23 protein-coding genes are annotated in these 22,852 nt (G+C 67.3%); 16 read left to right on the forward strand and 7 right to left on the reverse strand.

Features of this window, described 5'->3' with window-relative positions:
- On the forward strand, nucleotides 1-1,287 hold the full coding sequence (gene aceA / locus EET10_RS03295; RefSeq protein WP_063466955.1) for an isocitrate lyase: 1,287 nt from the start codon (nucleotides 1-3) through the stop codon (nucleotides 1,285-1,287).
- Nucleotides 1,288-1,497: 210 nt separating this feature from the next.
- A complete protein-coding gene (locus EET10_RS03300; protein ID WP_036398741.1) occupies nucleotides 1,498-2,361 on the forward strand; it encodes a 3-hydroxybutyryl-CoA dehydrogenase in 864 nt (287 codons plus the stop codon).
- 33 nt (nucleotides 2,362-2,394) lie between these two features.
- Here the strand turns inward: EET10_RS03300 and pcaA are convergent, their stop codons facing one another.
- Both pcaA and EET10_RS03310 read right to left on the reverse strand, forming a co-directional pair.
- Nucleotides 2,395-3,258 carry a cyclopropane mycolic acid synthase PcaA gene (gene pcaA / locus EET10_RS03305; protein ID WP_036398739.1) on the reverse strand — a complete coding sequence of 288 codons (864 nt, stop codon included), beginning with the start codon at nucleotides 3,256-3,258 and terminating at the stop codon, nucleotides 2,395-2,397.
- 167 nt (nucleotides 3,259-3,425) lie between these two features.
- Nucleotides 3,426-4,133 (reverse strand): TetR/AcrR family transcriptional regulator, encoded by a 708-nt coding sequence (locus tag EET10_RS03310; RefSeq protein ID WP_063466956.1) that lies wholly within the window; start codon nucleotides 4,131-4,133, stop codon nucleotides 3,426-3,428.
- Between the two features lie 137 nt (nucleotides 4,134-4,270).
- Between EET10_RS03310 and EET10_RS03315 the strand changes: the two genes are divergently transcribed.
- From EET10_RS03315 to deoC, 6 genes are all read left to right on the forward strand, one after another.
- Nucleotides 4,271-5,632 (forward strand): DUF445 domain-containing protein, encoded by a 1,362-nt coding sequence (locus EET10_RS03315; protein ID WP_036398736.1) that lies wholly within the window; start codon nucleotides 4,271-4,273, stop codon nucleotides 5,630-5,632.
- Between the two features lie 84 nt (nucleotides 5,633-5,716).
- Complete coding sequence (locus EET10_RS03320; protein ID WP_036398734.1) at nucleotides 5,717-6,133, forward strand: helix-turn-helix domain-containing protein; 417 nt, start codon at nucleotides 5,717-5,719, stop codon at nucleotides 6,131-6,133.
- 300 nt (nucleotides 6,134-6,433) lie between these two features.
- On the forward strand, nucleotides 6,434-7,048 hold the full coding sequence (gene hbhA / locus EET10_RS03325; protein ID WP_036398732.1) for a heparin-binding hemagglutinin HbhA: 615 nt from the start codon (nucleotides 6,434-6,436) through the stop codon (nucleotides 7,046-7,048).
- Between the two features lie 132 nt (nucleotides 7,049-7,180).
- Nucleotides 7,181-7,468, forward strand: a complete 288-nt coding sequence (locus EET10_RS03330; RefSeq protein ID WP_023370391.1) for a DUF2516 family protein — start codon at nucleotides 7,181-7,183, stop codon at nucleotides 7,466-7,468.
- Nucleotides 7,469-7,472: 4 nt separating this feature from the next.
- Nucleotides 7,473-7,913, forward strand: a complete 441-nt coding sequence (locus EET10_RS03335; protein ID WP_036398730.1) for a DUF2599 domain-containing protein — start codon at nucleotides 7,473-7,475, stop codon at nucleotides 7,911-7,913.
- A complete protein-coding gene (gene deoC, locus EET10_RS03340; protein ID WP_063466959.1) occupies nucleotides 7,913-8,593 on the forward strand; it encodes a deoxyribose-phosphate aldolase in 681 nt (226 codons plus the stop codon). Before EET10_RS03335 ends, deoC begins: the two co-directional genes overlap by 1 nt.
- A gap of 6 nt (nucleotides 8,594-8,599) precedes the next feature.
- Here deoC and EET10_RS03345 read toward each other — a convergent pair whose 3' ends face one another.
- Genes EET10_RS03345 through EET10_RS03355 form a run of 3 tightly spaced genes read right to left on the reverse strand, consistent with a single transcriptional unit; the run spans nucleotide 8,600 to nucleotide 11,058 of the window.
- On the reverse strand, nucleotides 8,600-9,667 hold the full coding sequence (locus tag EET10_RS03345; protein ID WP_063466960.1) for an LmeA family phospholipid-binding protein: 1,068 nt from the start codon (nucleotides 9,665-9,667) through the stop codon (nucleotides 8,600-8,602).
- Entirely contained in the window at nucleotides 9,664-10,494 is an 831-nt protein-coding gene (locus EET10_RS03350) for a carbon-nitrogen hydrolase family protein (protein ID WP_036398728.1), read from the reverse strand. The genes EET10_RS03345 and EET10_RS03350 overlap by 4 nt, the downstream gene beginning before the upstream one ends.
- Nucleotides 10,495-10,533: 39 nt before the next feature.
- Nucleotides 10,534-11,058, reverse strand: coding sequence for a DUF2505 domain-containing protein (locus EET10_RS03355; RefSeq protein ID WP_036398726.1), 525 nt, complete (start codon nucleotides 11,056-11,058; stop codon nucleotides 10,534-10,536).
- 26 nt (nucleotides 11,059-11,084) lie between these two features.
- On the opposite strand from EET10_RS03355, the gene EET10_RS03360 reads away from it, so the two are divergent.
- Both EET10_RS03360 and EET10_RS03365 read left to right on the forward strand, forming a co-directional pair.
- A complete protein-coding gene (locus EET10_RS03360) occupies nucleotides 11,085-12,197 on the forward strand; it encodes a UDP-N-acetylmuramate dehydrogenase (protein WP_036398724.1) in 1,113 nt (370 codons plus the stop codon).
- A gap of 95 nt (nucleotides 12,198-12,292) precedes the next feature.
- On the forward strand, nucleotides 12,293-13,615 hold the full coding sequence (locus EET10_RS03365) for a L,D-transpeptidase (protein WP_423793627.1): 1,323 nt from the start codon (nucleotides 12,293-12,295) through the stop codon (nucleotides 13,613-13,615).
- Here the strand turns inward: EET10_RS03365 and EET10_RS03370 are convergent.
- On the reverse strand, nucleotides 13,593-14,351 hold the full coding sequence (locus tag EET10_RS03370; RefSeq protein WP_036398722.1) for an SDR family NAD(P)-dependent oxidoreductase: 759 nt from the start codon (nucleotides 14,349-14,351) through the stop codon (nucleotides 13,593-13,595). The two genes, EET10_RS03365 and EET10_RS03370, sit on opposite strands and share 23 nt — an antisense overlap.
- A gap of 174 nt (nucleotides 14,352-14,525) precedes the next feature.
- On the opposite strand from EET10_RS03370, the gene EET10_RS03375 reads away from it, so the two are divergent.
- The 6 genes from EET10_RS03375 to regX all read left to right on the forward strand — a co-directional run bounded on the left by EET10_RS03375 (nucleotide 14,526) and on the right by regX (nucleotide 20,654).
- On the forward strand, nucleotides 14,526-15,827 hold the full coding sequence (locus tag EET10_RS03375) for an ROK family transcriptional regulator (protein WP_063466961.1): 1,302 nt from the start codon (nucleotides 14,526-14,528) through the stop codon (nucleotides 15,825-15,827).
- Nucleotides 15,828-15,885: 58 nt separating this feature from the next.
- Nucleotides 15,886-17,229: a D-inositol-3-phosphate glycosyltransferase gene (mshA, locus tag EET10_RS03380; RefSeq protein WP_081260489.1), complete on the forward strand. Its 1,344-nt coding sequence runs from the start codon at nucleotides 15,886-15,888 to the stop codon at nucleotides 17,227-17,229.
- A complete protein-coding gene (locus EET10_RS03385; RefSeq protein ID WP_174719671.1) occupies nucleotides 17,226-17,789 on the forward strand; it encodes a type III secretion system chaperone family protein in 564 nt (187 codons plus the stop codon). The genes mshA and EET10_RS03385 overlap by 4 nt, the downstream gene beginning before the upstream one ends.
- Before the next feature lie 13 nt (nucleotides 17,790-17,802).
- Nucleotides 17,803-18,558, forward strand: a complete 756-nt coding sequence (locus EET10_RS03390; RefSeq protein WP_036398720.1) for a phosphoglyceromutase — start codon at nucleotides 17,803-17,805, stop codon at nucleotides 18,556-18,558.
- A gap of 136 nt (nucleotides 18,559-18,694) precedes the next feature.
- Complete coding sequence (locus tag EET10_RS03395) at nucleotides 18,695-19,921, forward strand: sensor histidine kinase (RefSeq protein ID WP_099187987.1); 1,227 nt, start codon at nucleotides 18,695-18,697, stop codon at nucleotides 19,919-19,921.
- Nucleotides 19,922-19,970: 49 nt separating this feature from the next.
- Nucleotides 19,971-20,654: a two-component sensory transduction protein RegX gene (regX, locus tag EET10_RS03400; protein WP_036399571.1), complete on the forward strand. Its 684-nt coding sequence runs from the start codon at nucleotides 19,971-19,973 to the stop codon at nucleotides 20,652-20,654.
- Nucleotides 20,655-20,834: 180 nt separating this feature from the next.
- Here the strand turns inward: regX and EET10_RS03405 are convergent, their stop codons facing one another.
- On the reverse strand, nucleotides 20,835-22,751 hold the full coding sequence (locus tag EET10_RS03405; protein WP_122501898.1) for a PE family protein: 1,917 nt from the start codon (nucleotides 22,749-22,751) through the stop codon (nucleotides 20,835-20,837).
- Nucleotides 22,752-22,852 lie beyond the last annotated feature (101 nt).

Genomic DNA, 22,852 nt, shown 5'->3' on the forward strand with positions numbered 1-22,852 from the left:
ATGTCTGTGGTTGGCACCCCGAAGAGCGCTGAGCAGATCCAGCACGATTGGGACCACAACCTCCGGTGGCAGGGCATCACCCGCACCTACACCCCCCAAGATGTCGTCGCCCTGCAGGGCCACGTCGTCGAGGAGCACACTCTCGCCCGGCGCGGCGCCGAGGTGCTCTGGGAGCAGCTGCACGAGATGGACTTCGTCAACGCGCTGGGCGCGTTAACCGGCAACATGGCCGTGCAGCAGGTGCGTGCCGGCCTGAAGGCCATCTATTTGTCGGGTTGGCAGGTCGCCGGCGACGCAAACCTGTCGGGTCACACCTACCCCGATCAGAGCCTGTACCCGGCCAACTCGGTGCCGCAGGTCGTCCGCCGCATCAACAACGCGCTGCTGCGCGCCGACGAAATCGCCAAGGTCGAAAATGACCGTTCCGTGGACAACTGGCTGGTGCCGATCGTCGCCGACGGTGAGGCCGGCTTCGGCGGCGCGCTCAACGTCTACGAGCTGCAGAAGGCCATGATCGCCGCGGGTGTCGCCGGCACCCACTGGGAGGACCAGCTGGCCTCGGAAAAGAAGTGCGGCCACCTGGGTGGCAAGGTGCTGATCCCCACCCAGCAGCACATCCGCACGCTGACCTCGGCGCGCCTGGCGGCCGACGTCGCCGGTGTCCCCACCGTGGTCATCGCCCGCACCGACGCCGAGGCGGCCACGCTGATCACCTCCGACGTCGACGAGCGCGACCGTCCGTTCATCACCGGTGAGCGCACCGCCGAGGGCTTCTACCGGATCAAGAACGGCCTGGAGCCCTGCATCGCCCGTGCCAAGGCCTACGCGCCGTTCGCCGACCTGATCTGGATGGAGACCGGTACTCCCGACCTGGAGCTGGCCAAGAAGTTCGCCGAGGGTGTCAAGTCGGAGTTCCCCGACCAGTTGCTGGCCTACAACTGCTCGCCGTCGTTCAACTGGCGCAAGCACCTCGACGACGCCACCATCGCCAAGTTCCAGAAGGAGCTGGGTGCCATGGGCTTCAAATTCCAGTTCATCACGCTGGCCGGTTTCCACGCGCTCAACTACTCGATGTTCGACCTGGCCTACGGCTACGCCCGCAACCAGATGAGCGCCTATGTCGAGCTGCAGGAGCGCGAGTTCGCCGCCGAGGAGCGCGGGTACACCGCCACCAAGCACCAGCGCGAGGTCGGTGCCGGCTACTTCGACCGGATCGCGACCACGGTGGACCCGACGTCGTCGACCACGGCACTGGCCGGTTCGACCGAAGAGGGCCAGTTTCACTGACGAGGAGCGGGTGCAGCCCGCGACGAGGAAGTGAAACCGAAGGCTCGGGTCACTGACGCCACGCCGAGCAGCCACAGAGTCGCACGTCTAGCGTGCAGTTGATGCGAGTCTGCGTCTGCTCGCGGGCGAAGTTGACAGCATAGGTCCCGCTCAGTCAACCTGGGCGGGGCCTATTGCGGTGCAAGGCAATACGATTCGGAAGAGGTAACAGTGAGTGACGCAGCGATCCAGCGGGTAGGGGTGGTCGGGGCCGGACAGATGGGGTCCGGAATCGCCGAGGTCTCGGTACGCGCGGGCGTCGAAGTGACGGTGTTCGAGGCGACCGAGGCGCTGGTCACCGCCGGACGCAACCGCATCGTGAAATCGCTGGAGCGAGGCGTCAGCGCTGGCAAGGTGACAGAGCGCGAGCGAGACCGCGCGCTGAGTAACTTGACCTTCACCACTGACCTGAACGACCTGGCCGACCGGCAGCTGGTGATCGAGGCCGTGGTCGAGGACGAAGCCGTCAAGGCGGCGATCTTCGCCGAACTCGACCGAGTCATCACCGATCCCGACGCGGTGCTGGCCTCCAACACCTCGAGCATCCCGGTGATGAGAATCGCCGCGGCCACCAAGAACCCGCAGCGTGTGTTAGGTCTGCATTTCTTCAATCCGGTCCCGGTACTGCCGCTGGTCGAGTTGGTCACCACGCTGGTCACCGACGAGGCCGCTGCGGCCCGCACCGAGGAGTTTGCCGGCACCGTCCTGGGTAAGCAGGTGGTGCGCTGTTCCGACCGATCCGGTTTCGTGGTGAACGCCCTCCTGGTGCCGTATCTGTTGTCGGCGATCCGGATGGTCGAAGCCGGGTTCGCCACCGTCGAAGACGTCGACAAGGCCGTCGTTGCCGGGCTGTCGCATCCGATGGGGCCATTGCGCCTATCCGACCTCGTTGGCCTGGACACGCTCAAACTGATCGCCGACAAGATGTTCGAGGAGTTCAAGGAGCCGCTGTACGGACCGCCGCCGCTGTTGCTGCGGATGGTCGAGGCAGGCCAGTTGGGTAAGAAATCCGGTCGGGGTTTCTACACGTATTGACATTCACGCGTAGCGACGGGCCGGGCAGCGACGCTACTTCTCCAACGTGAACTGGTCGACGTCGGTGTAGCCCTCGCGGAACAGTTTCGCGCAACCCGTGAGGTACTTCATATAGCGGTCATAGACCTTCTCGGACTGGATCGCGATCGCCTTTTCCTTGTTGGCTTCCAACGCCGCTGCCCAGGTGTCCAGTGTCTTTGCGTAGTGCAGCTGCAACGACTGAACCCGGGTGACTTTGAAACCGGCCGTGGTGGCGTGCTCTTCAACCGTTGGGATTGTTGGCAGCCAGCCGCCGGGGAAGATCTCGGCCAGGATGAATTGAGTGAAGTGCACGATTTCGTGGGTAAGGGTCAGCCCCCGAGCTCGGGCGTCTTTGAAGGTGGGACGAGCGATGGTGTGCAGCAGCATCACGCCGTCGGAGGGCAGTACGTTGTAGGCCATCTTGAAAAAGCGTGGGTAGCGCTGACGGCCGAAGTGCTCGAATGCGCCGATCGAGACGATCCGGTCGACAGGCTCGTGGAATTTCTCCCACCCTTCCAGCAACACCCGCCTGGTGCGGGGGGTGTCCATCTTGTCGAACATCTGCTGGACGTGGGCCGCCTGGTTCTCGGACAATGTCAGGCCCACAACGTTGACGTCGTACTTGTCGATGGCTCGCCGCATGGTGGCGCCCCAGCCGCAGCCAATGTCCAACAACGTCATCCCGGGCTCGAGCTTGAGCTTTCCCAGCGACAGGTCGATTTTTGCCAGCTGCGCCTCTTCCAGCGTCATGTCGTCGCGCTCGAAGTATGCGCAGCTGTAGGTCTGGGTGGGGTCCAGAAACAGCCGGAAGAAGTCGTCGGACAGGTCGTAGTGGGCTTGCACGTTTCCGAAATGCGGTGTGAGCTGCACGGACATAGCGGTTGGGCCTTTCTGCTTCGCAGGGCGTGGCTCAGCGCACCCTGGTCTCCCCCCGGGATGCCCCTCAAGCATGTTAGCCGCTGCGAAAGGCCTGCAACGGCCGCGGCAGCCGCCACCGGGTCCGCACCGCTACCCTCGGCCGCGCCGCGCCCTGCCGGGGCAGCCTATTCCACCGGCCGCCGTGGTGGCACGATCGGCGACGGATGTGGCTGCTCGCGGAACTTTTCCAGCGACCCGCCGGCCTCCACGATCCCGCACAAAGCACTCCAGCTCAGCATCGTCAGGTAGTCGATCAGCTCGTCGCTGGACATCCGCGGGGCCGACATCCAGGAGTGGGTGGCCAGTTGAACGCCGCCGACGATCAGATACGCCCACGGTTCCACCCCGCCGGTGTCCATGCCGACCTCCTGCATGCGGCGGCGCAGCATCACCGCGATCATGCGGGCAATGATCCGCTCGGAGTCGGCGATCACCTTGCTCTTACTGGCCGAGCTGTTGGCCATCACGAACCGGTATGGCTCGGGCTCGGACGCCACCGTTTCCACGTACACCCGGATGACTTCGCGGGTCAGCTCGTAGCCGTCGAGGTTGGATGACAGCGCCGCGGCCATGTTCGGAATCAACGTGGTCTGTGCGAACCGCATCATCACCGCGGTCGTCAGATCGTTCTTGTCGACGAAATAGCGGTAGAGCACGGTCTTGGAAACACCGATCTCCGCTGCGATCTCGTCCATGCTCAGGAAGCGGCCGCGGACCCGTATGGCGTCGATTGTTCCGTCAACGAGTTCGTTGCGCCGCTCCACCTTGTGCTGGTGCCAGCGCCGCTTGCGCCCATCCGTTTTGCCCGTCGCGGCCGGGATATGCTCTGTCACTCTCCGCCGATTCCCATTTACTAGACGCAGTCGATACTACGGCGTGCGGGGGCTCATATGGCTCATCGGCTGCCTGTGGGTGAAGCCCGGGAAGAGTGCCGTCACACTAACTGGCCGCGGGGATAGCGGATGATGGTGTGGTGGCACACAGAGTCGACGCGTCGGGTTCGCCGCCGAGGCTTGGGGTGGGCACGCCGGCGGCAGGGGTGCGTCGGCGGTCCCTGGCGGAGTCGTTCGCCGGAGCCGATCCGGAGGCGGACGCCGAGCGCCGGCGGGCGCTGCGGCGGATGAAATTGGTGGCGTTGAGTTTTCTGCTTGGCGCCACGGTCGTGTTTCTCGCCTGCAGGTGGGCGCAGGCGGATGGCGCTGCACCGCTGTGGGTCGGCTACGTCGGCGCGGGCGCGGAGGCCGGCATGGTGGGCGCGCTGGCCGACTGGTTCGCGGTCACTGCGTTGTTCAAGCATCCGCTGGGCATTCCGATCCCGCATACCGCCATCATCAGGCGCAAGAAGGACCAGCTGGGCGAGGGCCTGGGCACCTTTGTCCGGGAGAACTTCCTGTCCGGGCCGGTGGTGGAGACCAAACTGCGCGACGCGCAAGTACCCAGCCGGTTGGGCAAGTGGCTGTCGGATCCCGCGCACGCCCGTCGGGTGGCGGCCGAGACGGCCACGGTGCTGCGGGTGCTGGTGGAGCTGCTCAACGACGACGAGATTCATCAGCTGATCGACCGGATGATCATGCGGCGCATCGCCGAGCCGCAGTGGGGCCCGCCGGTGGGACGGATGCTGCAGACCGCGCTGTCCGAGAACCGGCAGGAGGCGCTGATCCAGCTGCTGGCCGACCGCGCATTTCAGTGGTCGCTCAATGCCGGGGTGGTTATTCAGCGGGTGGTGGAACGCGATTCGCCTACCTGGTCGCCGCGATTCATCGACCATCTGGTGGGTGACCGTATCCATCGCGAATTGATGGACTTCACCGACAAGGTCCGCCGTAATCCCGATCACGAACTGCGCCGGTCAGCGACGCGCTTTCTGTTCGAGTTCGCCGACGACCTGCAAAACGACGCCGCCACCATCGCACGCGCCGATGCGGTCAAAGAGCAGCTGATGGCGCGCGATGAGGTCGCCAACGCCGCCGCGGCGGCATGGAAGACGCTCAAACAGCTGGTGCTCGAGGGCGTCGACGACCCGTCCAGCAGTTTGCGCACCCGGATCGCCGACACGGTGATCCGAGTCGGCGAATCACTGCGCGACGACGCCGAGCTGCGCGACAAGCTCGACAATTGGATGGTTCGGGCCGCCCAACACCTGGTTTCGCAATATGGGGTGGAGATCACAGCGATCATCACCGACACGATCGAACGTTGGGACGCGGAGGAAGCCAGTCGGCGAATCGAATTACACGTGGGCCGCGACCTGCAATTTATCCGGATCAACGGCACCGTGGTAGGCGCGTTGGCAGGGCTGGCCATCTACGCCATCGCCCAGCTGTTCTTCTAGGGGTGCTAACAAGCGCTTGCAAAAGCAAGCACCTGTCCGTACCCTGAGTGCGTCAAGATCAAACAGCATGTAAGGAGCGCACCAATGCCGCCGGAGGAAAAGTTCGGCGCGAAGGTGTCCAGTGTGACTTCCAGAGCCTCCGACATCGGCAGCTTCATCCGGACACAACGCGAAACGGCGCAGGTCTCGATGCGGCAACTTGCCGAACGGTCCGGTGTCAGCAATCCATACCTGAGCCAGGTTGAGCGCGGCCTGCGTAAGCCGTCGGCCGACGTCCTGGCCCAGATCGCAAAGGCGTTGCGGGTTTCCGCCGAGGTCCTTTATGTGCGGGCCGGAATTCTCGAGCCCAGCGAGACCAGCCAAGTTCGTGACGCCATCATCACAGACACGGTGATCACCGAGCGTCAAAAGCAGATTCTGCTGGATATCTACGCCGCGTTCACCCACCAGAACGAAGCCACCCGTGAGGAGTGTTCGAGCCCATCCGACATTGACGATTGATCAGCGTGTCGGCCGTCAGATCCGACGTCAGGTGAGGTCTAGATCGACGGCCGCCGGGCAACCCAAGAGGGACGGGGAATTCTGTTTCAGGCAAGCCGCCTGACCGACCCGATAACGCGGCCCGGACAACGACGAACTCGATCACCAACCGACCCGACACATCAGGAGGTCTTCAGCAAGTCGCGTGCCAGGTCAATCCGCGGGTCTTGACTACTCCGCCAGAGGAGCCGACGCTTGCTCCAACTTCATATCACGATGCAATAACACCGATAACGAAACAATTGATGGAAAGGAAATACCATGGCTGAAAACCCGAACATCGAGGACCTGCGGGCTCCGTTGCTCGCCGCGCTTGGTGCCGCCGACCTGGCTCTGGCCACCGTCAACGACTTGATCGCCAACCTGCGCGAGCGTGCCGAAGAGACCCGCACGGACACCCGCACCCGCGTTGAGGCCCGCGTTGAGGAGAGTCGTGCCCGCCTGACCAAGCTGCAGGAGGACCTTCCCGAGCAGTTCAGCGAACTCCGTGAGCGTTTCACCGCCGAGGAGTTGCGCAAGGCTGCCGAGGGTTACCTCGAGGCTGCCACCAACCGGTACAACGAATTGGTCCAGCGCGGCGAAGCCGCCCTGGAGCGGCTGCGCAGCCAGCCGGTCTTCGAAGATGCGTCGGCGCGTGCCGAGGGCTACGTGGACCAGGCCGTCGAGCTGACCCAGGAGGCGCTGGGCACCGTCGCGTCGCAGACCCGCGCCGTCGGTGAGCGTGCCGCCAAGCTGGTCGGCATCGAGCTGCCGAAGAAGGCGGAGTCCGGTAAGAAGGCTCCGGCGAAGAAGGCCCCGGCTGCGGCCAAGAAGGCAGCTCCGGCCAAGAAGGCGCCTGCCAAGAAGGCTCCGGCCAAGAAGGTCACCCAAAAGTAAGCCGGCGACCCTCGACCGTCGACTCCGAGTCGCCCAACGGGCGACTCGGAGTCGACGTTTTTTGGGGGTCCGAGTCGCCCAACGGGCGACCCGGAGTCGACGTTTTGGGCGCTGCCCGCATACTCTTTAAGCGTGAGCCACCTTGTGGGTACCGTCATGTTGGTCTTGCAGATCGCCGTCCTGGTGACGGCGGTGTATGCCTTCGTGCATGCGGCGCTGCAGCGGCCAGACGCCTATACCGCCGCAGACAAGCTGACCAAGCCGGTGTGGTTGGTGATCCTTGGGGCGGCGGTGGCGCTGACTTCAATCCTCGGCTTCGTCTTCGGCGTGCTCGGGATGGCAATCGCCGCCTGCGCGGCCGGCGTCTATCTGGTCGACGTGCGGCCCAAGCTTCTGGAAATCCAGGGTAAGTCCCGCTGACCGGATGAAAGCCCTGGTGGCCGCGGCGGTAGCGGTGCTGGTCGGCGTGCTGTGCGCTGTTCCCGCCGAAGCCGGTCTCGGTGGCGGTGTCGCTGACCCGTCGGGCTCGGTATTTTCGCCGCCGTTCGTCGATCACACCCAATGGGCGTATTCGGGGCGCCTGAGCAGCCTGCGGGTCTACCCGACGCCATCCGGTCGCGCGGCTTCCCGCGACCCCGGCAGCAGCGCCGCAGCCGCCGACGAGGCCTGGGCGGAGGTACTCGGCTTGGCCCCCGACGCCGACACACCCGGCATGCGGGCACAGTTCGACTGTCACTGGCAGCTGGCCGAGTTCGCACTACCCGGGAAGATCAGCTGGAACCTCGAGCCGTGGCGGCCGGTCGTCGACGACACGGAGATGTTTGCCTCCCGGTGCAACCCGGGTGGCGCCGAAGAGCAGTTCTGATGCCGGGCCCGCCGACGCGACGGCAGCTGGCGGCGTTGGTCGACCACACGCTACTCAAGCCCGAGGCGACCGCTGCCGATGTGGCGGCACTGGTCGGAGAAGCCGCCGGGCTGGGCGTCTATGCGGTATGTGTCTCGCCATCGATGGTGCCGGCCGCGCTCGGAGCCGGTGACGTGCGGATCGCGGCGGTGACGGGTTTCCCGTCGGGCAAGCACCTGTCAGCGGTCAAGGCGCTCGAGGCGGCGCAGGCCGTCGCGTCGGGGGCAGTCGAAATCGACATGGTGATCGACATCGGCGCTGCGCTGGCCGGAGACCTGGATGCGGTGCGGTCGGACATCGAGGCGGTACGTGCCGCGACGGCCGGGGCCGTGCTGAAGGTGATCGTGGAGTCGGCGGTGCTGCTGGACCGGGCGGGGGAGCACCTGCTGAGAGCGGTGTGTCGGGTCGCCGAAGGCGCCGGCGCCGACTTCGTCAAGACGTCGACGGGGTTTCATCCCGCCGGCGGGGCGACGGTGGCCGCGGTCGCACTGATGGCCGACACCGTCGGCGGTCGTCTGGGGGTCAAGGCCAGTGGCGGCATTCGCACCGCCGCCGGCGCTATCGACATGCTGCGCGCCGGCGCCACCCGACTCGGCCTGTCCGGAACCCGTTCGGTTCTCGATGGGCTCAGCCCCGACTGACGGGCCTCAGAGGTTGGCGAAACACGGATCCTGCTCGCCGCCGGCGGGGATGGTGGCGTTGCGGGTCGATAGGTGAGCGACCACACCGGTATCGGTGACCTGCACATTGTCCCAATGAATACCCAGCGGGAAATCCTTGGTCAGCTTGCTGAAAAAGTCGTCGAGCATCGATTGCACCGACTCCTTGGGCAGCGTGAAGCCCAGCGCGTTGAACGTGACAATCGGCAGTTGCAGACCGTTTCCGGTCACCTGCGGCTTGACCACGATGTTGTCGAGAAAGCCCTTCATCTCGACTGTGCCGTCTCTGGGGTGGGTCGTCACGGTGTTGGAAACGAACGGGCCCAGCACCGGTATCGCGTTTTGGAACGATTCCTTGATGCCCACAGACGTCCACGTGACGGTGGCATCGAGCGCACCCACCGTGCCCTGGGAGTTGGGGGTGTCTCTGAGTTGGACGTCCCGAATGTTGATTTGCAGCTTCATGCCCTTGGCATCACGAACCTGATTGCCCGCCGTCTCTGCAGAGATGTTGGTGAAATGTTTGGTCGCGAGCTGCCACAAGACCAACGGGGCCACACCGAAGGAAGCGCTGGCCTTGTCCTTGACCTCACATGCCACCGCTTCGGCAATCTTGCTGTTGGCTTCATGACGGACGTACAGCTCCGCTCCGATCAGGCCCGCGACGACCAGCGAAAACACGATGATCAGGATGAGGAAGATCGACAGCGGGTCCCGACGCCAGCGGCGTTTCCGTTTGGGCGCTCCCGATTCGGCGTCGTCTTGCGGCTTGGCGATCGCAGTGGTCTTGGCGGCGGCCGCGGCGGCCTGCGGTGGCCCGGGTCGCTGTGCATCGGCATTGGCCGCAGCCAAGTGCTCCGTCGGCTGGGTTGCCTGGCCGGCCCCGGGTCCGGCCTGAGGGGCCGGATCCTGGGCAGGGGTCGAGCCGGGCCCGCCGGGACGCAACTGCCCGCCGGAGGGATCTGTAGGCGCCGGAGGCCGGCCAAGGGGGCCTGGATTGCTGGGACGCGACCATGTCGACGGGCCCTCATTGGGTGGCCCTTGCGGGTTCGTCACCTACGCGATTGTGCCCTATCAATATGAACGAAGTCTGAGGGGTTGCGCAGCACGGCGATACTGTCGCGGGCCGCGGTCACGTTCTCGACATCGATATCGGCGACCAGGAGCTGCGGCTCGGCGCCGGCCGATGCCACCACCTGCCCTAACGGCGAAGCGACCAAGCTGCCGCCCACGCCGGTGGGCGCGCCCGAACTGGTGAGCCTGCCGCCCGGGTCGGCTTGACCCGCCGCGGCGACATAGCTCGTGGAGTCCAGTGCCCTGGCCCGGGCCAGCAATGTCCACTGGTCGAGTTTGCCAGGACCCGAACCCCAGGACGCGCACACGGCGATGAGCGAAGCGCCGCGCCGGGCCAGCTCGGTGTAGAGCGCCGGGAAGCGGATGTCGTAGCAAACGGTCAAACCTACCCGCACGTCGTTGACTGTGATCACCACCGGCTCGTGTCCCGGGGCGACGGTACGCGACTCGGTAAAGCCGAACGCGTCGTAGAGATGAATCTTGTGGTAGTGCGCGTCAGGCTGATTCGGCCTCCCCGGACCCACTGCGAGCAGGGTGTTCATCACCCGCCCGGCATCGGCGGGGGTGAACATGCCCGCGACCACGGTGATGCCGGCTTCGGTCGCGATCCGCCGCACACCGTTGGCCCAGGGGCCGTCGACAGGCTCGGCGATCGGTGCCAGCGGCACACCGAACCGGCACATCGTCGCTTCGGGAAACACCACCAGCTCGGCACCGGCGTCGACAGCCCGGTTGGCGTACTCGCGCACCAGGAGCAAGTTCGCTGCTGGGTCGGTACCGCTGAGTATTTGCGCCAACGCGATCCGCATACTGGTCAGCTTAGGAGCCGCCGATACCCGCTGGTGTGGCTAGGCGTTGTTGGCGATCCACTGCGTGGTGAAGCGTTGCTCCAGCGTCACCAGCTGGCGCAGCTCGGTGCCGATGATGCTCTCCAGTTTGCCGCCGATCAGCGGAATACGTACCTGGATGGTCACCTGCAGCGACAGCCGGGCGCCGCCCGAGTCGGCGTTGGGAGACAGCACGGCGGTGCCCCACAGGTTGGCCGGAGCGTCCACGATCGATCCGGCGATAGATGCCGTCGCGATGCCGTCGGTCACCGGGCTCCACATTTCCTCGCGCCGCACGCAGAGGTCGCCCCGATGCAACTGGGTGACCAAACCGGGGAGGTTGTGCCGATGCACGGTCTGTAGCGTGACCACCTCGATGGTGCCCTCGGTTCCGGACTGACCACCTACGCGCATCGAGTGCAGGGTCGCAATGTCGACCGGGGTTTCGGCCAGCCTGCCCCGCCAGTACTCCTCATCGTGGAAAACCCGGTGAACTTCTTCGACGCTGCCTTCGTAGTCGGCCGACATGTCGAATGAACGCGGCATAGCTGGTCAGGCTACCGTTACGGGCCATGAAATGGAGCGCAGTCGGTTCACGCTTTGCCGGCGCGCGCGTCGAGGAGTCGGTGCCGCTGGCGCCGCTGACGACATTGCGGGTGGGACCCGTGGCGCGGCGCGTAATCACCTGCGCCACCAGCGATCAGGTGGTCGCGGTGTTGCGGCAGCTGGACGCCGATGCCCGAGCCGAAAACAGTGGGCCGGTGCTGGTGTTTGCTGGCGGCTCGAATGTGGTGATCGGCGATGCCGTGGCCGACCTGACCGTGGTGCGCCTGGCCAATGCCGGCATCACCGTCGACGGCAAGCTGGTGCGCGCCGAGGCGGGCGCGGTATGGGACGACGTGGTGCTCAGGGCCATCGGCCACGGTCTGGGCGGGCTGGAATGCCTGTCGGGGATACCCGGATCGGCCGGTGCGACCCCGGTGCAGAACGTCGGGGCGTACGGCGTGGAAGTCTCCGACGTCATCAGCCGGGTACGGCTGTTGGACCGCAGCAGTGGCCAGGTGCACTGGGTACCGGGCGCCGCCCTGGGCTTCGGCTACCGCACCAGCGTGCTCAAGCAGGCTGACGGGCTGCGGTTGCCGGCCGTGGTGCTGGAGGTGGAGTTCGCGCTGGATGCCTCGGGCCGCAGCGCGCCGTTGCGCTACGGCGAACTGACGGCGGCGCTGGGTGCGGTCAGCGGCGAGCGGGCCGACCCGCAAGCCGTCCGCGCGGCCGTCCTGACACTGCGGGCGCGCAAGGGCATGGTGCTCGACCCGACCGACCATGACACCTGGAGTGTGGGGTCGTTTTTCACCAACCCGGTGGTCGCACCGGACGTCTACGAACGGCTGGCGGTGGCGGTGGACGGTCCGGTGCCGCACTATCCGGCGCCGGGCGGTGTCAAGCTGGCCGCGGGCTGGCTGGTCGAGCACGCCGGTTTCGGCAGGGGGTATCCGGATCCGGCGCTCACCGGGGAGGCCGCCCCGTGCCGGCTGTCCACCAAGCACGCGCTGGCGTTGACCAACCGGGGCACCGCGACGGCGGCCGACGTGATGCTACTGGCCCGCACGATCCGCGACGGCGTCCGTGATGTGTTTGGTATCACATTGCAACCCGAACCGATCCTGATCGGTTGCCGGTTGTAGCTGCTACTTTCGTGCCCGATTACGCTCACCGCACAGTTGCCGCGGCGGGTTCGCCGGCGCTTGCAGCCGGTTACGGACGGATTCGCCCGGTATCTTTGAATCTCGTGAACACCTCCAGCACCCCCCAAGGTCAGGGGCCGATCAACCGGCGCTTGGCTTTGATGGCATTGGGGGCCGGGGTGCTGGCGCCCAATGTGCTGGCCGCCTGCGCGGGCGGGGTCACCAGGCAATCCGAGAAGAAGCCGCCGGCTGCGCCCCATCTGACATTCCGGCCGGCCGATGCCGCCGACGACGTGTTGCCGATCGCCCCGATCAGCGTCGAGGTCGGCGACGGCTGGTTCCAGCGCGTAGCGCTGACCAACCCGTCCGGCAAGCTCGTTGCCGGCACCTACAACCAGGACCACACGGTGTACACCATCACCGAGCCGCTGGGCTACGACACCACCTACAGCTGGAGCGGCGCGGCCGTTGGCCATGACGGCAAGGCGATTCCGGTCGCCGGCAAATTCACCACCGTGACACCCAAGAAGAAGATCGACGGCGGCTTCCAGTTGGCCGACGGCCAGACCGTCGGGATCGCGGCGCCGATCATCATCCAGTTCGACGCGCCGATCAGCGACAAGGCTTCCGTGGAGCGGGCGCTCACGGTGACCACCAACCCGCCCGTCGAGGGCAGCTGGGCCTGGCTGCCGGACGAGGCGAAAGGGGCCCGGGTGCACTGGCGTCCCCGCGAGTACTACCCGGCGGGCGCCACCGTCAACGTCGACGCCAAGCTCTACGGGCTGCCGTTCGGTGACGGGGCCTACGGCGCCCAGGATTTCTCGTTGAGCATCCAGATCGGGCGGCGGCAAGTCGTCAAGGCCGAAGTCTCCTCCCACCGCATCCAGGTCGTCACCGACGAGGGCGTCATCATGGACTTCCCGTGCAGCTACGGCGAAGCCGATAAGGCGCGCAATGTGACTCGCAACGGGATCCACGTGGTCACCGAGAAATACGCGGACTTCTACATGTCCAACCCGGCGGCCGGCTACAGCAATGTGCACGAGCGCTGGGCCGTGCGCATCTCCAACAACGGCGAATTCATTCATGCCAACCCGATGAGCGCGGGGGCGCAGGGCAACAGCAACGTCACCAACGGTTGCATCAACCTGTCGACGGACAACGCCGAGGAGTACTTCCACACCGCGATGTACGGCGACCCGGTTGAGGTGACCGGCAGCACGATCCAGCTGTCCTACGCCGACGGCGACATCTGGGACTGGGCCGTGGACTGGGACACCTGGTTGTCGATGTCGGCGCTGCCACGCCCGACCTCGCGTCCCCCGGGGACGCAGATCCCGGTCACCGCACCGGCCACACCGTCGACTGCGCCCAGCTTGTCCGGCACGCCGGAACCTAGCGCGGGTCCGGGTGGTTAGCGCGGCGCGTCGCTGAAGCCTGATCGCGCGGCCGGATCACGATCTGGTCCAGATTGACGTGCGGCGGCCGCGAGGCCACAAATCCGATCACCTCGGCGATGTCGGCGGCCACCAGCGGCGTCATCCCGGAGTAGACGGCGTCCGCGCGTTGCCGGTCACCGTCGAAGCGGACCAGCGAGAACTCCGTCTCCACCGCGCCGGGCGCGATCTCGGTGAGCCGGACCGGCTTTCCCAGCAGCTCCCCCCGTAACGTGCGGTGCAACGCACCTTGGGCGTGCTTGGCGGCCGTATAGCCGGCGCCACCGTCGTAAACCTCAAGTGCCGCAATGGAAGTGACGGTGACGATCAGCCCGTCACCCGATTCGATCAACTTGGGCAGCAGCGCGCGGGTCACTCGCAGCGTGCCCAGCACATTCGTCTCCCACATCCAGCGCCAGTGCTGCAGGTCGGCGTCGGCGACGAGTTCCAGGCCCTTTGCGCCACCGGCGTTGTTGACCAGGACGTCGACCCGGCTCAGTCTCGCGGCCAGCGCGGCCACGGCCGCGTCGTCCGTGATGTCGGCCACAACCGGGGTGCCGCCGATCTGGTCTGCCAGGTCACTGATCCGATCCGCGCGACGAGCCACCGCGACTACATGAAACCCTTGTGCCGCAAGGGTTTTAGCGGTTGCTTCACCAATACCGGAGCTGGCACCGGTAACCACCGCAACCCGGTTCGGCGCCTCGGGAGTTGTCATCGGGACCACTCTAATAAACGTGCTAAATTTTCGGTGTGTACTGCAGCGCCTGGTTCAACACGACGACCGCGTGTCTTTGCGCGGGCGCCTGTTGTTGCCGCGTACTTTGTCGCGCCTGACTCAGGTCAAGCGTGGCCAAGGACCCGGCCAGTTGAACTCGGAATAAGGACGACAGTGCACTCGACTACTCTCACCACCCATCGCCCCGCCCGCGGTAGCCGGCCGCGACCGTACCGCCAGGTCGTGCCGCCGTCGCTGCACCTGGCTGACTCCGCGGCTGCGTCCGTCTTCCGGGCCGTGCGATTGCGCGGCCCCGTCGGACGCGACGTCATCGCCAGTGTGACCTCGCTGAGCATCGCGACGGTGAATCGCCAGGTCATCGCGCTGCTCGAGGCCGGTCTGCTGCGTGAGCGCGCCGACTTGGCGGTTTCCGGGGCGATCGGGCGGCCCCGGGTCCCCGTGGAGGTCAACCACGAGCCGTTCGTGACGCTGGGCATCCACATCGGTGCGCGCACGACCAGTATCGTGGCCGCCGACCTGTTCGGTCGCACCCTCGACGCGGTCGAGACGCCGACACCGCTCAGTGCCGCGGGGGCGGCGCTGGGGTCGTTGGCCGACAGTGCCTGCCGCTACCTGAGGCGCTGGCATCGGCGTCGGGCGTTGTGGGTGGGAGTGGCGATCGGCGGCACCGTCGACGGAGCGACCGGCCACGTCGATCACGCCCGGCTGGGCTGGCAGCGGGCACCGGTCGGCCCGGTGCTGGCCGATGCGCTGGGCCTTCCCGTCTCGGTGGCATCCCACGTGGATGCCATGGCCGGTGCCGAGCTGCTGCTCGGGATGCGACGGTTCGCGCCGGGCTCGTCGACCAGCCTGTACGTCTATGCGCGCGAGACCGTGGGTTACGCGCTGGTGATCGACGGGCGGGTGCACTGCCCGGCCAGCGGGCCCGGCACCATTGCGGGCCTGCCGGCCCGCTCCGAGCTCCTGGGCGGCACCGGACAGCTCGAGTCCACCGTCAGTGACGAGGCGGTGTTGGCGGCCGCGCGCCGCCTGCGGATCATTCCGGCCGCCACGGCGACGCGCGCCAACGGCTCGGCCGGCACCGTCACCGACCTGCTCCGGGCGGCACGCGCCGGTAGCCAGCAGGCCAGGGAGCTCTTGGGGGAGCGGGCCCGGGTGCTCGGCGAGTCGGTGGCGCTGCTGCGCGACCTGCTCAACCCCGACGAACTGGTGGTGGGTGGTCAGGCGTTCACCGAGTACCCGGAAGGTATGGAGCAGGTGGAGCAGGCCTTCGCCGCATCCTCGGTGCTGCCGCCGCGGGACATCCGGGTCACCGCGTTCGGCAACCGAGTGCAAGAAGCCGGGGCCGGCATCGTGTCGCTGGGCGGGCTCTACGCCGACCCGTTGGGCGCGATGCGTCGTGCCGGGGCACTGGACACCCGGCTGTCGGATACCGAGCCGGGGGCGCTCGCTTAGTGCGGCTTCTGCCCGTGCGCGGGCCTGGCCCCGGAAACCGTCCTGTAAAGATGACAGTGTGCGCCACAGCGACAGTCCCCGGCTAGCCGGAGACGAACACCCACGCCGGGTCGCTCTGCTGGCGGTGCATACCTCGCCGCTGGCCCAGCCGGGGACCGGCGATGCCGGCGGCATGAACGTCTACGTGCTGCAAACTGCGCTGCACCTGGCCCGGCGGGGTATCGAGGTGGAGATCTTCACCCGGGCCACCGCTTCGATGGATCCACCGGTGGTTGAGGTGGCGCCGGGCGTGCTGGTGCGCAACGTGGTAGCCGGGCCCTTCGAGGGTCTGGACAAATACGACCTGCCCACCCAGTTATGCGCGTTCGCAGCCGGGGTGCTGCGCGCCGAAGCCGCCCACGAACCGGGCTACTACGACATCGTGCACTCGCACTACTGGCTGTCCGGCCAAGTCGGCTGGCTGGCCCGCGATCGCTGGGCGGTGCCGTTGGTGCATACCGCCCACACGCTGGCCGCGGTGAAGAATGCGGCGCTGGCCGACGGTGACGCGCCCGAGCCGCCGCTGCGTATCGTCGGCGAACAGCAGGTTGTCGACGAGGCGGACCGGCTCATCGTCAACACCGAAGATGAAGCCCGACAACTGATTTCGATCCATCATGCAGATCCGGCGCGCGTTGACGTCGTTCATCCCGGTGTCGACCTCGACGTGTTCTCACCAGGCGACCGGCGGGCAGCGCGGGCCGCTCTGGGGTTGCCGCTGGACGGCCACGTGGTGGCCTTCGTCGGACGGATCCAGCCGCTGAAGGCACCCGACATCGTGCTGCGCGCCGCCGCCAAGCTCCCGGGAGTGCGCGTCGTCGTCGCCGGCGGGCCGTCGGGCAGTGGACTTGCCGCGCCGGCGGGACTGGCGCGGCTGGCCGGCGAACTCGGTATCGCGCAGCGAGTGACGTTCCTGCCGCCACAGTCCCGCACGGATCTGGCGACGGTGTTCCACGCCGCCGACCTGGTCGCGGTGCCGAGCTATTCGGAGTCGTTCGGTCTGGTGGCCATCGAAGCGCAGGCCTGCGGTACGCCGGTGGTGGCGGCGGCGGTCGGGGGGCTGCCGGTCGCGGTGCGCGACGGGATCACCGGCACGCTGGTGTCCGGACACGACGTGGACCGGTGGGCCGACGCGATCGGGCGGCTACTGCGTGGCAACGACGGCCCGCAGGGGTGGGTGATGAGTGCCGCGGCGGCCGAACACGCGGCCGCGTTCTCGTGGGACCACACCACCGACGCACTGCTGGCCAGTTACCGGCGGGCGATCGGCGACTTCACCGCGGGGCGCCGGCGCCGGGTGCGCGACCTGGTTGCGGTGCGCAAACCGCGCCGCTGGACGGCTCGTCGCGGGGTGGGCGCGTGACTTCCTCCCCGTGGGCCTCCGATGCGGCCGAGACCGTGACGCAGGTGATCGAACAGGCGCTGCAGGCCAGTCGGCTGAACTATTCGCGACACGCCGGCGCGCATGGTGGGCCGGCGGGCATCGTGGTGGAGTTGCCGGGTGAACGCAAGCTCAAGACCAACACCATCTTGAGCATCGGGGAGCATTCGGTGCGCGTCGAAGCCTTCGTGTGCCGCAAACCGGACGAGAACCACGAGGGTGTCTACCGGTTCCTGCTCAAACGCAACCGCCGGCTCTACGGTGTCGCGTACACCTTGGACAAGGTCGGAGACATCTACCTGGTGGGCCGGATGTCGCTGGCCTCGGTCGACGCCGAGGAGATCGACCGGGTGCTCGGGCAGGTGCTCGAGGCGGTGGACTCGGACTTTAATACGTTGCTGGAGTTGGGTTTTCGTTCATCGATTCAAAAAGAGTGGGAATGGCGGGTGTCGCGCGGCGAATCGCTGAAGAATCTGCAGGCTTTTGCGCATCTGATCGACGGTGATGACGGTGAGGACGGTGATGACGGTGAGGACGCGTGAGAGACTTGCCGGCATGGGAGACACTGCCACGTTGGTGCTGCTGCGCCACGGTGAGAGCGACTGGAATGCGCTCAACCTGTTCACCGGCTGGGTGGACGTCGGCCTGACCGAAAAGGGCGAGGCCGAAGCGATCCGAAGCGGCGAGCTGCTGGCCGAGCACGACTTGCTGCCGGACGTGCTCTACACGTCCTTGTTGCGGCGCGCGATCACGACCGCGCATCTGGCGCTGGACCACGCCGACCGACTGTGGATTCCGGTGCGGCGCAGCTGGCGGCTGAACGAACGCCACTACGGGGCGCTGCAGGGTCTCAACAAGGCGGAGACGAAGGCGCGCTACGGCGAAGAGCAGTTCATGGCCTGGCGGCGCAGCTACGACACACCGCCGCCGCCAATCGAGAAGGGCAGCGAGTTCAGCCAGGACGCCGACCCGCGGTACGCCGATATCGGCGGTGGCCCACTGACCGAGTGCCTGGCCGACGTGGTGGCCCGGTTTCTGCCCTACTACACCGACGTCATCGTCGGCGACCTGAGATCGGGCAAGACGGTGTTGATCGTGGCGCATGGCAACTCGTTGCGGGCGCTGGTCAAGCATCTGGACGGGATGTCCGACGACGACGTCGTCGGACTGAACATCCCGACAGGCGTTCCGCTGCGCTATGACCTGGACCGCCAATTGCGCCCGGTGCAGCCCGGCGGCCGCTACCTGGATCCGGAGGCCGCGGCTGCCGGCGCTGCCGCGGTGGCCAGCCAAGGCACGGCCAAAGTCTGATCGTCGGCGCTGGTAGGCCTGTTTGCTGAACAACGCGTGAACGACAGCCGAACACCTGTGGCGATTGGTGTGACTTGTCCGATTTCGGCCTTGCTCGGCTAGGGCCGCGTTCACCGGAGTTTGTAGGATTTTGCTTGTGACTGTGTTCTCGGCACTGTTGCTGGCTGGGGTGTTGTCCGCGCTAGCGCTGGCCGTAGGTGTTGCGGCGGGAAACCGCCTGTCGCAGCGGGTCGCGCGGCGCCGCCAGCACGCGGCCACCGAGCGAGCCGGGATCACCGTCGCGCAGATGCTGCAGCGCATCGTCGCCCTGATGCCGATGGGTGCGGCGGTGGTGGATGCTCATCGTGATGTCGTCTACCTCAACCATCGGGCCAGGGAGCTGGGCCTGGTGCGCGACCGGCAGCTCGACGACCAAGCCTGGCGGGCCGCGCAGCAGGCGTTGGGCGGTGACGACGTCGAGTTCGATCTGTCACCCGCCAAGCGTGTGGCCGGCCGCTCCGGACTGTTGGTGCACGGGCACGCCCGGTTGCTGAGCGAGGAAGACCGCAGGTTCGTCGTGGTCTTCGTCCATGACCAGTCCGACTATGCCCGGATGGAGGCGACCAGGCGCGACTTCGTGGCCAACGTGAGTCACGAACTCAAGACCCCGGTTGGCGCCATGGCCCTGCTTGCCGAAGCTCTACTCGCGTCGCCGGATGATCCCGACACCGTTCGGCGGTTCGCTGAGAAGGTGCTCATCGAGGCCAATCGACTGGGCGACATGGTCGCGGAGCTGATCGAGCTGTCCCGGCTGCAGGGTGCCGAGGGGCTGCACAATGTGACCGACGTTGACGTCGATACCATTGTGTCCGAGGCGATTTCACGTCACAAAGTGGCTGCGGACACTGCTGACATCGAGGTTCGCACCGATGCGCCCAGCGGGTTGCGGGTGCTCGGCGACCAAACCCTGCTCGTTACCGCGCTGGCCAACCTGGTTTCCAATGCGATCGCCTATTCACCACGCGGGTCGCTGGTCTCGATCAGCCGGCGCCGCCGTGGCGACAACGTCGAGATCGCGGTCACGGACCGCGGAATCGGGATCGCGCTCGAGGACCAGGAGCGAGTCTTCGAGCGGTTCTTCCGGGGCGACAAGGCGCGCTCGCGGGCCACCGGCGGCAGTGGACTGGGACTTGCCATCGTCAAACACGTGGCCGCCAACCACAACGGCAGCATCGGGGTGTGGAGCAAACCCGGAACCGGCTCCACGTTCACGTTGTCGATTCCGGCGGCGCCGGAGAAGGACGATGCCGAGCAGTGGGACCAACCGCGTGCCCGTGAGGTGCGGCCCAACCGGCCGCAACGAGAGGAAGAGCTGAGGCGGTGACCCGCGCCGGCGACGATGCAGTGCGAAGCAATGAGAAGGAGTGGCGCTGGTGACCAACGTGTTGATCGTGGAGGACGAGGAGTCGTTGGCCGATCCGCTGGCGTTTCTGCTGCGCAAGGAGGGCTTTGAGGCGACCGTGGTGACCGATGGTCCGTCGGCGTTGGCCGAGTTCGATCGGGCCGGCGCCGACATCGTGCTACTCGATTTGATGCTGCCGGGCATGTCGGGCACCGACGTGTGCAAGCAGTTGCGTGCCCGGTCCAGCGTGCCGGTGATCATGGTGACAGCTCGGGACAGCGAGATCGACAAGGTGGTCGGGCTGGAGTTGGGCGCCGACGACTACGTGACCAAGCCGTATTCGGCACGTGAGTTGATCGCCCGGATCCGCGCGGTGCTGCGCCGGGGCGGCGACGACGACGCCGAGTCCAGCGACGGCATCCTGGAGTCAGGGCCGGTGCGCATGGACGTCGAACGCCATGTCGTCTCGGTGAACGGCGAAGTTATCACGCTGCCGCTCAAGGAGTTCGACCTGCTGGAATACCTGATGCGCAACAGCGGGCGGGTGTTGACCCGCGGCCAGCTGATCGACCGGGTCTGGGGTGCGGACTACGTCGGCGACACCAAGACGCTCGACGTCCACGTCAAGCGCCTGCGGTCCAAGATCGAGGCCGACCCCGCCAACCCGGTGCACCTGGTGACGGTGCGGGGCCTGGGCTACAAGCTGGAGGGCTAACCGCTTGCTCGGGCCCGACGGGTTGGTATCGATCCCGGTGCCGCCGGCGGCGGAACCGAGCCGACGGTAATCACGCCCCGCGAGTGTGACCGGGCGGCGGGCGGTTCGCCGATCGAGTGTCATTCGGCCCAACACGGGAGCCCAAAGCCGATGGGCCACAACATCTTTGGCTGGTCAGGCCTAGAATAATCCCGGCCAGGTCCCTGATGGGCCGGGCTGACCGGCTTGGCCCGCGACGCCTGCCGTGCCGGCAGTGCCATCGGTGCCGTCAATCCCAGCGGTGCCCTCGAACAACCCGGTTCCGGCGGTTCCGCCGACGCCGGCCGCCCCAGCGGCACCGGCCGCTCCGCCCGCACCAGCAGCTCCGCCCGATCCCAGCGGGCCGGCGCCAATACCTATCCGGATTCCGCCATCGCTGGTGGGCCCGAGCAATCCCCCGAGGCCGAACGTTCCGGCTGCCCCGCCGTTGCCGCCGTCGCCACCGTCGCCGCCGTCACCGCCGTCACCGCCATGGCCGCCATCGCCGCCCTTGCCTATGCCTGCGGTGAAATCACCCCCGGCGCCGCCGGTTCCGCCAGAACCGCCCGAACCACCGGCGCCGCCGGCGCCGCCGGCACCGCCATCACCGGCCGCGCCGCCGTTGCCGTACAGCCGCCCGCCGTTGCCCCCGATACCGCCGGTGCCGCCGTTACCGCCGTGGCCGCCTGCGGTCTTTCCGTCAGCGCCGTCGCCGCCGTCGCCGCCCAGACCACCCGTGCCGTTGCCACCGGCAGCTGATGCCATTCCGCCGTCACCGCCGGCGCCACCCACACCGCCCGACATCCCGAACCCGCCGGCGCCTCCAGCGCCACCGGCGCCACCGGCGCCGCCGTTGCCGATGAATAGCCCGGCCTGGCCGCCGTTACCACCAGCACCTCCGTTGCCGCCCGCCCCGCCGGACAGGTCACCGGCCGCGCCGTTGCCACCGCCTCTGCCGAAGCCTCCGAAGGCTGTCGCACGGAGGGTGGAGGACGTGGCGGCACCGCCGGGGCCGCCCGCGCCGCCCGAGCCGCCGGGCGCGCCAGCGTCGGCGCCGTAACCGCCGCCGCCGCCGCGAGCCAAACCCGTGACTGACAGCCCGGGGCCGCTTCCATCCGGCATGACAGTCGCGTTGCCGCCGGCCCCGCCGGCGCCGCCGTTGGGTCCGGGACCTCCGTCGCCTCCGTTACCCGCGATCGCTTCGTACAGAACCGGAGCGGCGGCCTTGGTCAGGACGAGCTTCGCGTCACCGCCCGCCCCGCCCGTGCCGCCGCTGATGCCGGTCCCGCCCGGACTGCCAATCTCGCCCGAGCCGCCTTGCGGGAAGTTATCGGTTCCCGACGCGTTGTCGCCATGCTGCCCGGTGGCGGCGGTGCCGGAATCGGTGGGGCTGAGGCCGTTGGCGCCGGCCAGACCGGTGCCGCCGCGCCCGCCGGCGCCGCCGTCACCGAAGAAGTAGGCGTTGCCGCCATTACCGCCGGCGGCGCCGATCCCCCCGGTTCCGCCCGCGCCGCCGTTGCCCAGCAGCCAGCCCCCGGCACCGCCGTTTCCGCCGCGCGCACCGACTCCGCCGGTCCCGCCGGTCCCGCCGCTGCCGATGAATCCCGCATCACCACCGGCGCCGCCGGCCTGTCCAGGCGCACCGGACGCGCCGTTGCCGCCGTTGCCGAACAACACGCCGCCGGCTTCACCGGCCTGCCCGGTGCCGGGCGCCCCGTCGTAGCCGTTACCGATCAGGGGGCGTCCCAGCAGTGCCCGCGCCGGTGCGTTGACCACGTCGAGCAACTGCTGGCCGGCGTTAGCGGCCTCGGCGGTCGTGTAGGAGTTCGTGCCCGCCTGCAGCGTGCGCACGAACTGGTCGTGAAACATCGCTACCCGAGCGCTGAACTCCTGGTACTCCCGAGCGTGTGCGTTGAACAGCGCGGCGATGGCCGCCGACACCTCATCGCCGGCGGCCGCCGCCAACCCGGTCGTGGGGGCGGCCCCGGCCACGTTGGCTGAGCTGATTGCCGAGCCGATGCCGATCAAGTCTCCTGATGCCGACGCCAGAACTTCGGGCGTCGCAATCACGAATGACATGACTTGTCCTCCCAACGCAGGCCTTTGTCGCCGCCGGATCTCACTATCCGGATGCGCCTTTGGTAGTTGTTGGGAGAACCTGAAATGCGCTGGCTGGCGCT

Origin of the sequence: Mycobacterium pseudokansasii, from assembly GCF_900566075.1 — a bacterium.
Classification (GTDB): domain Bacteria; phylum Actinomycetota; class Actinomycetes; order Mycobacteriales; family Mycobacteriaceae; genus Mycobacterium; species Mycobacterium pseudokansasii.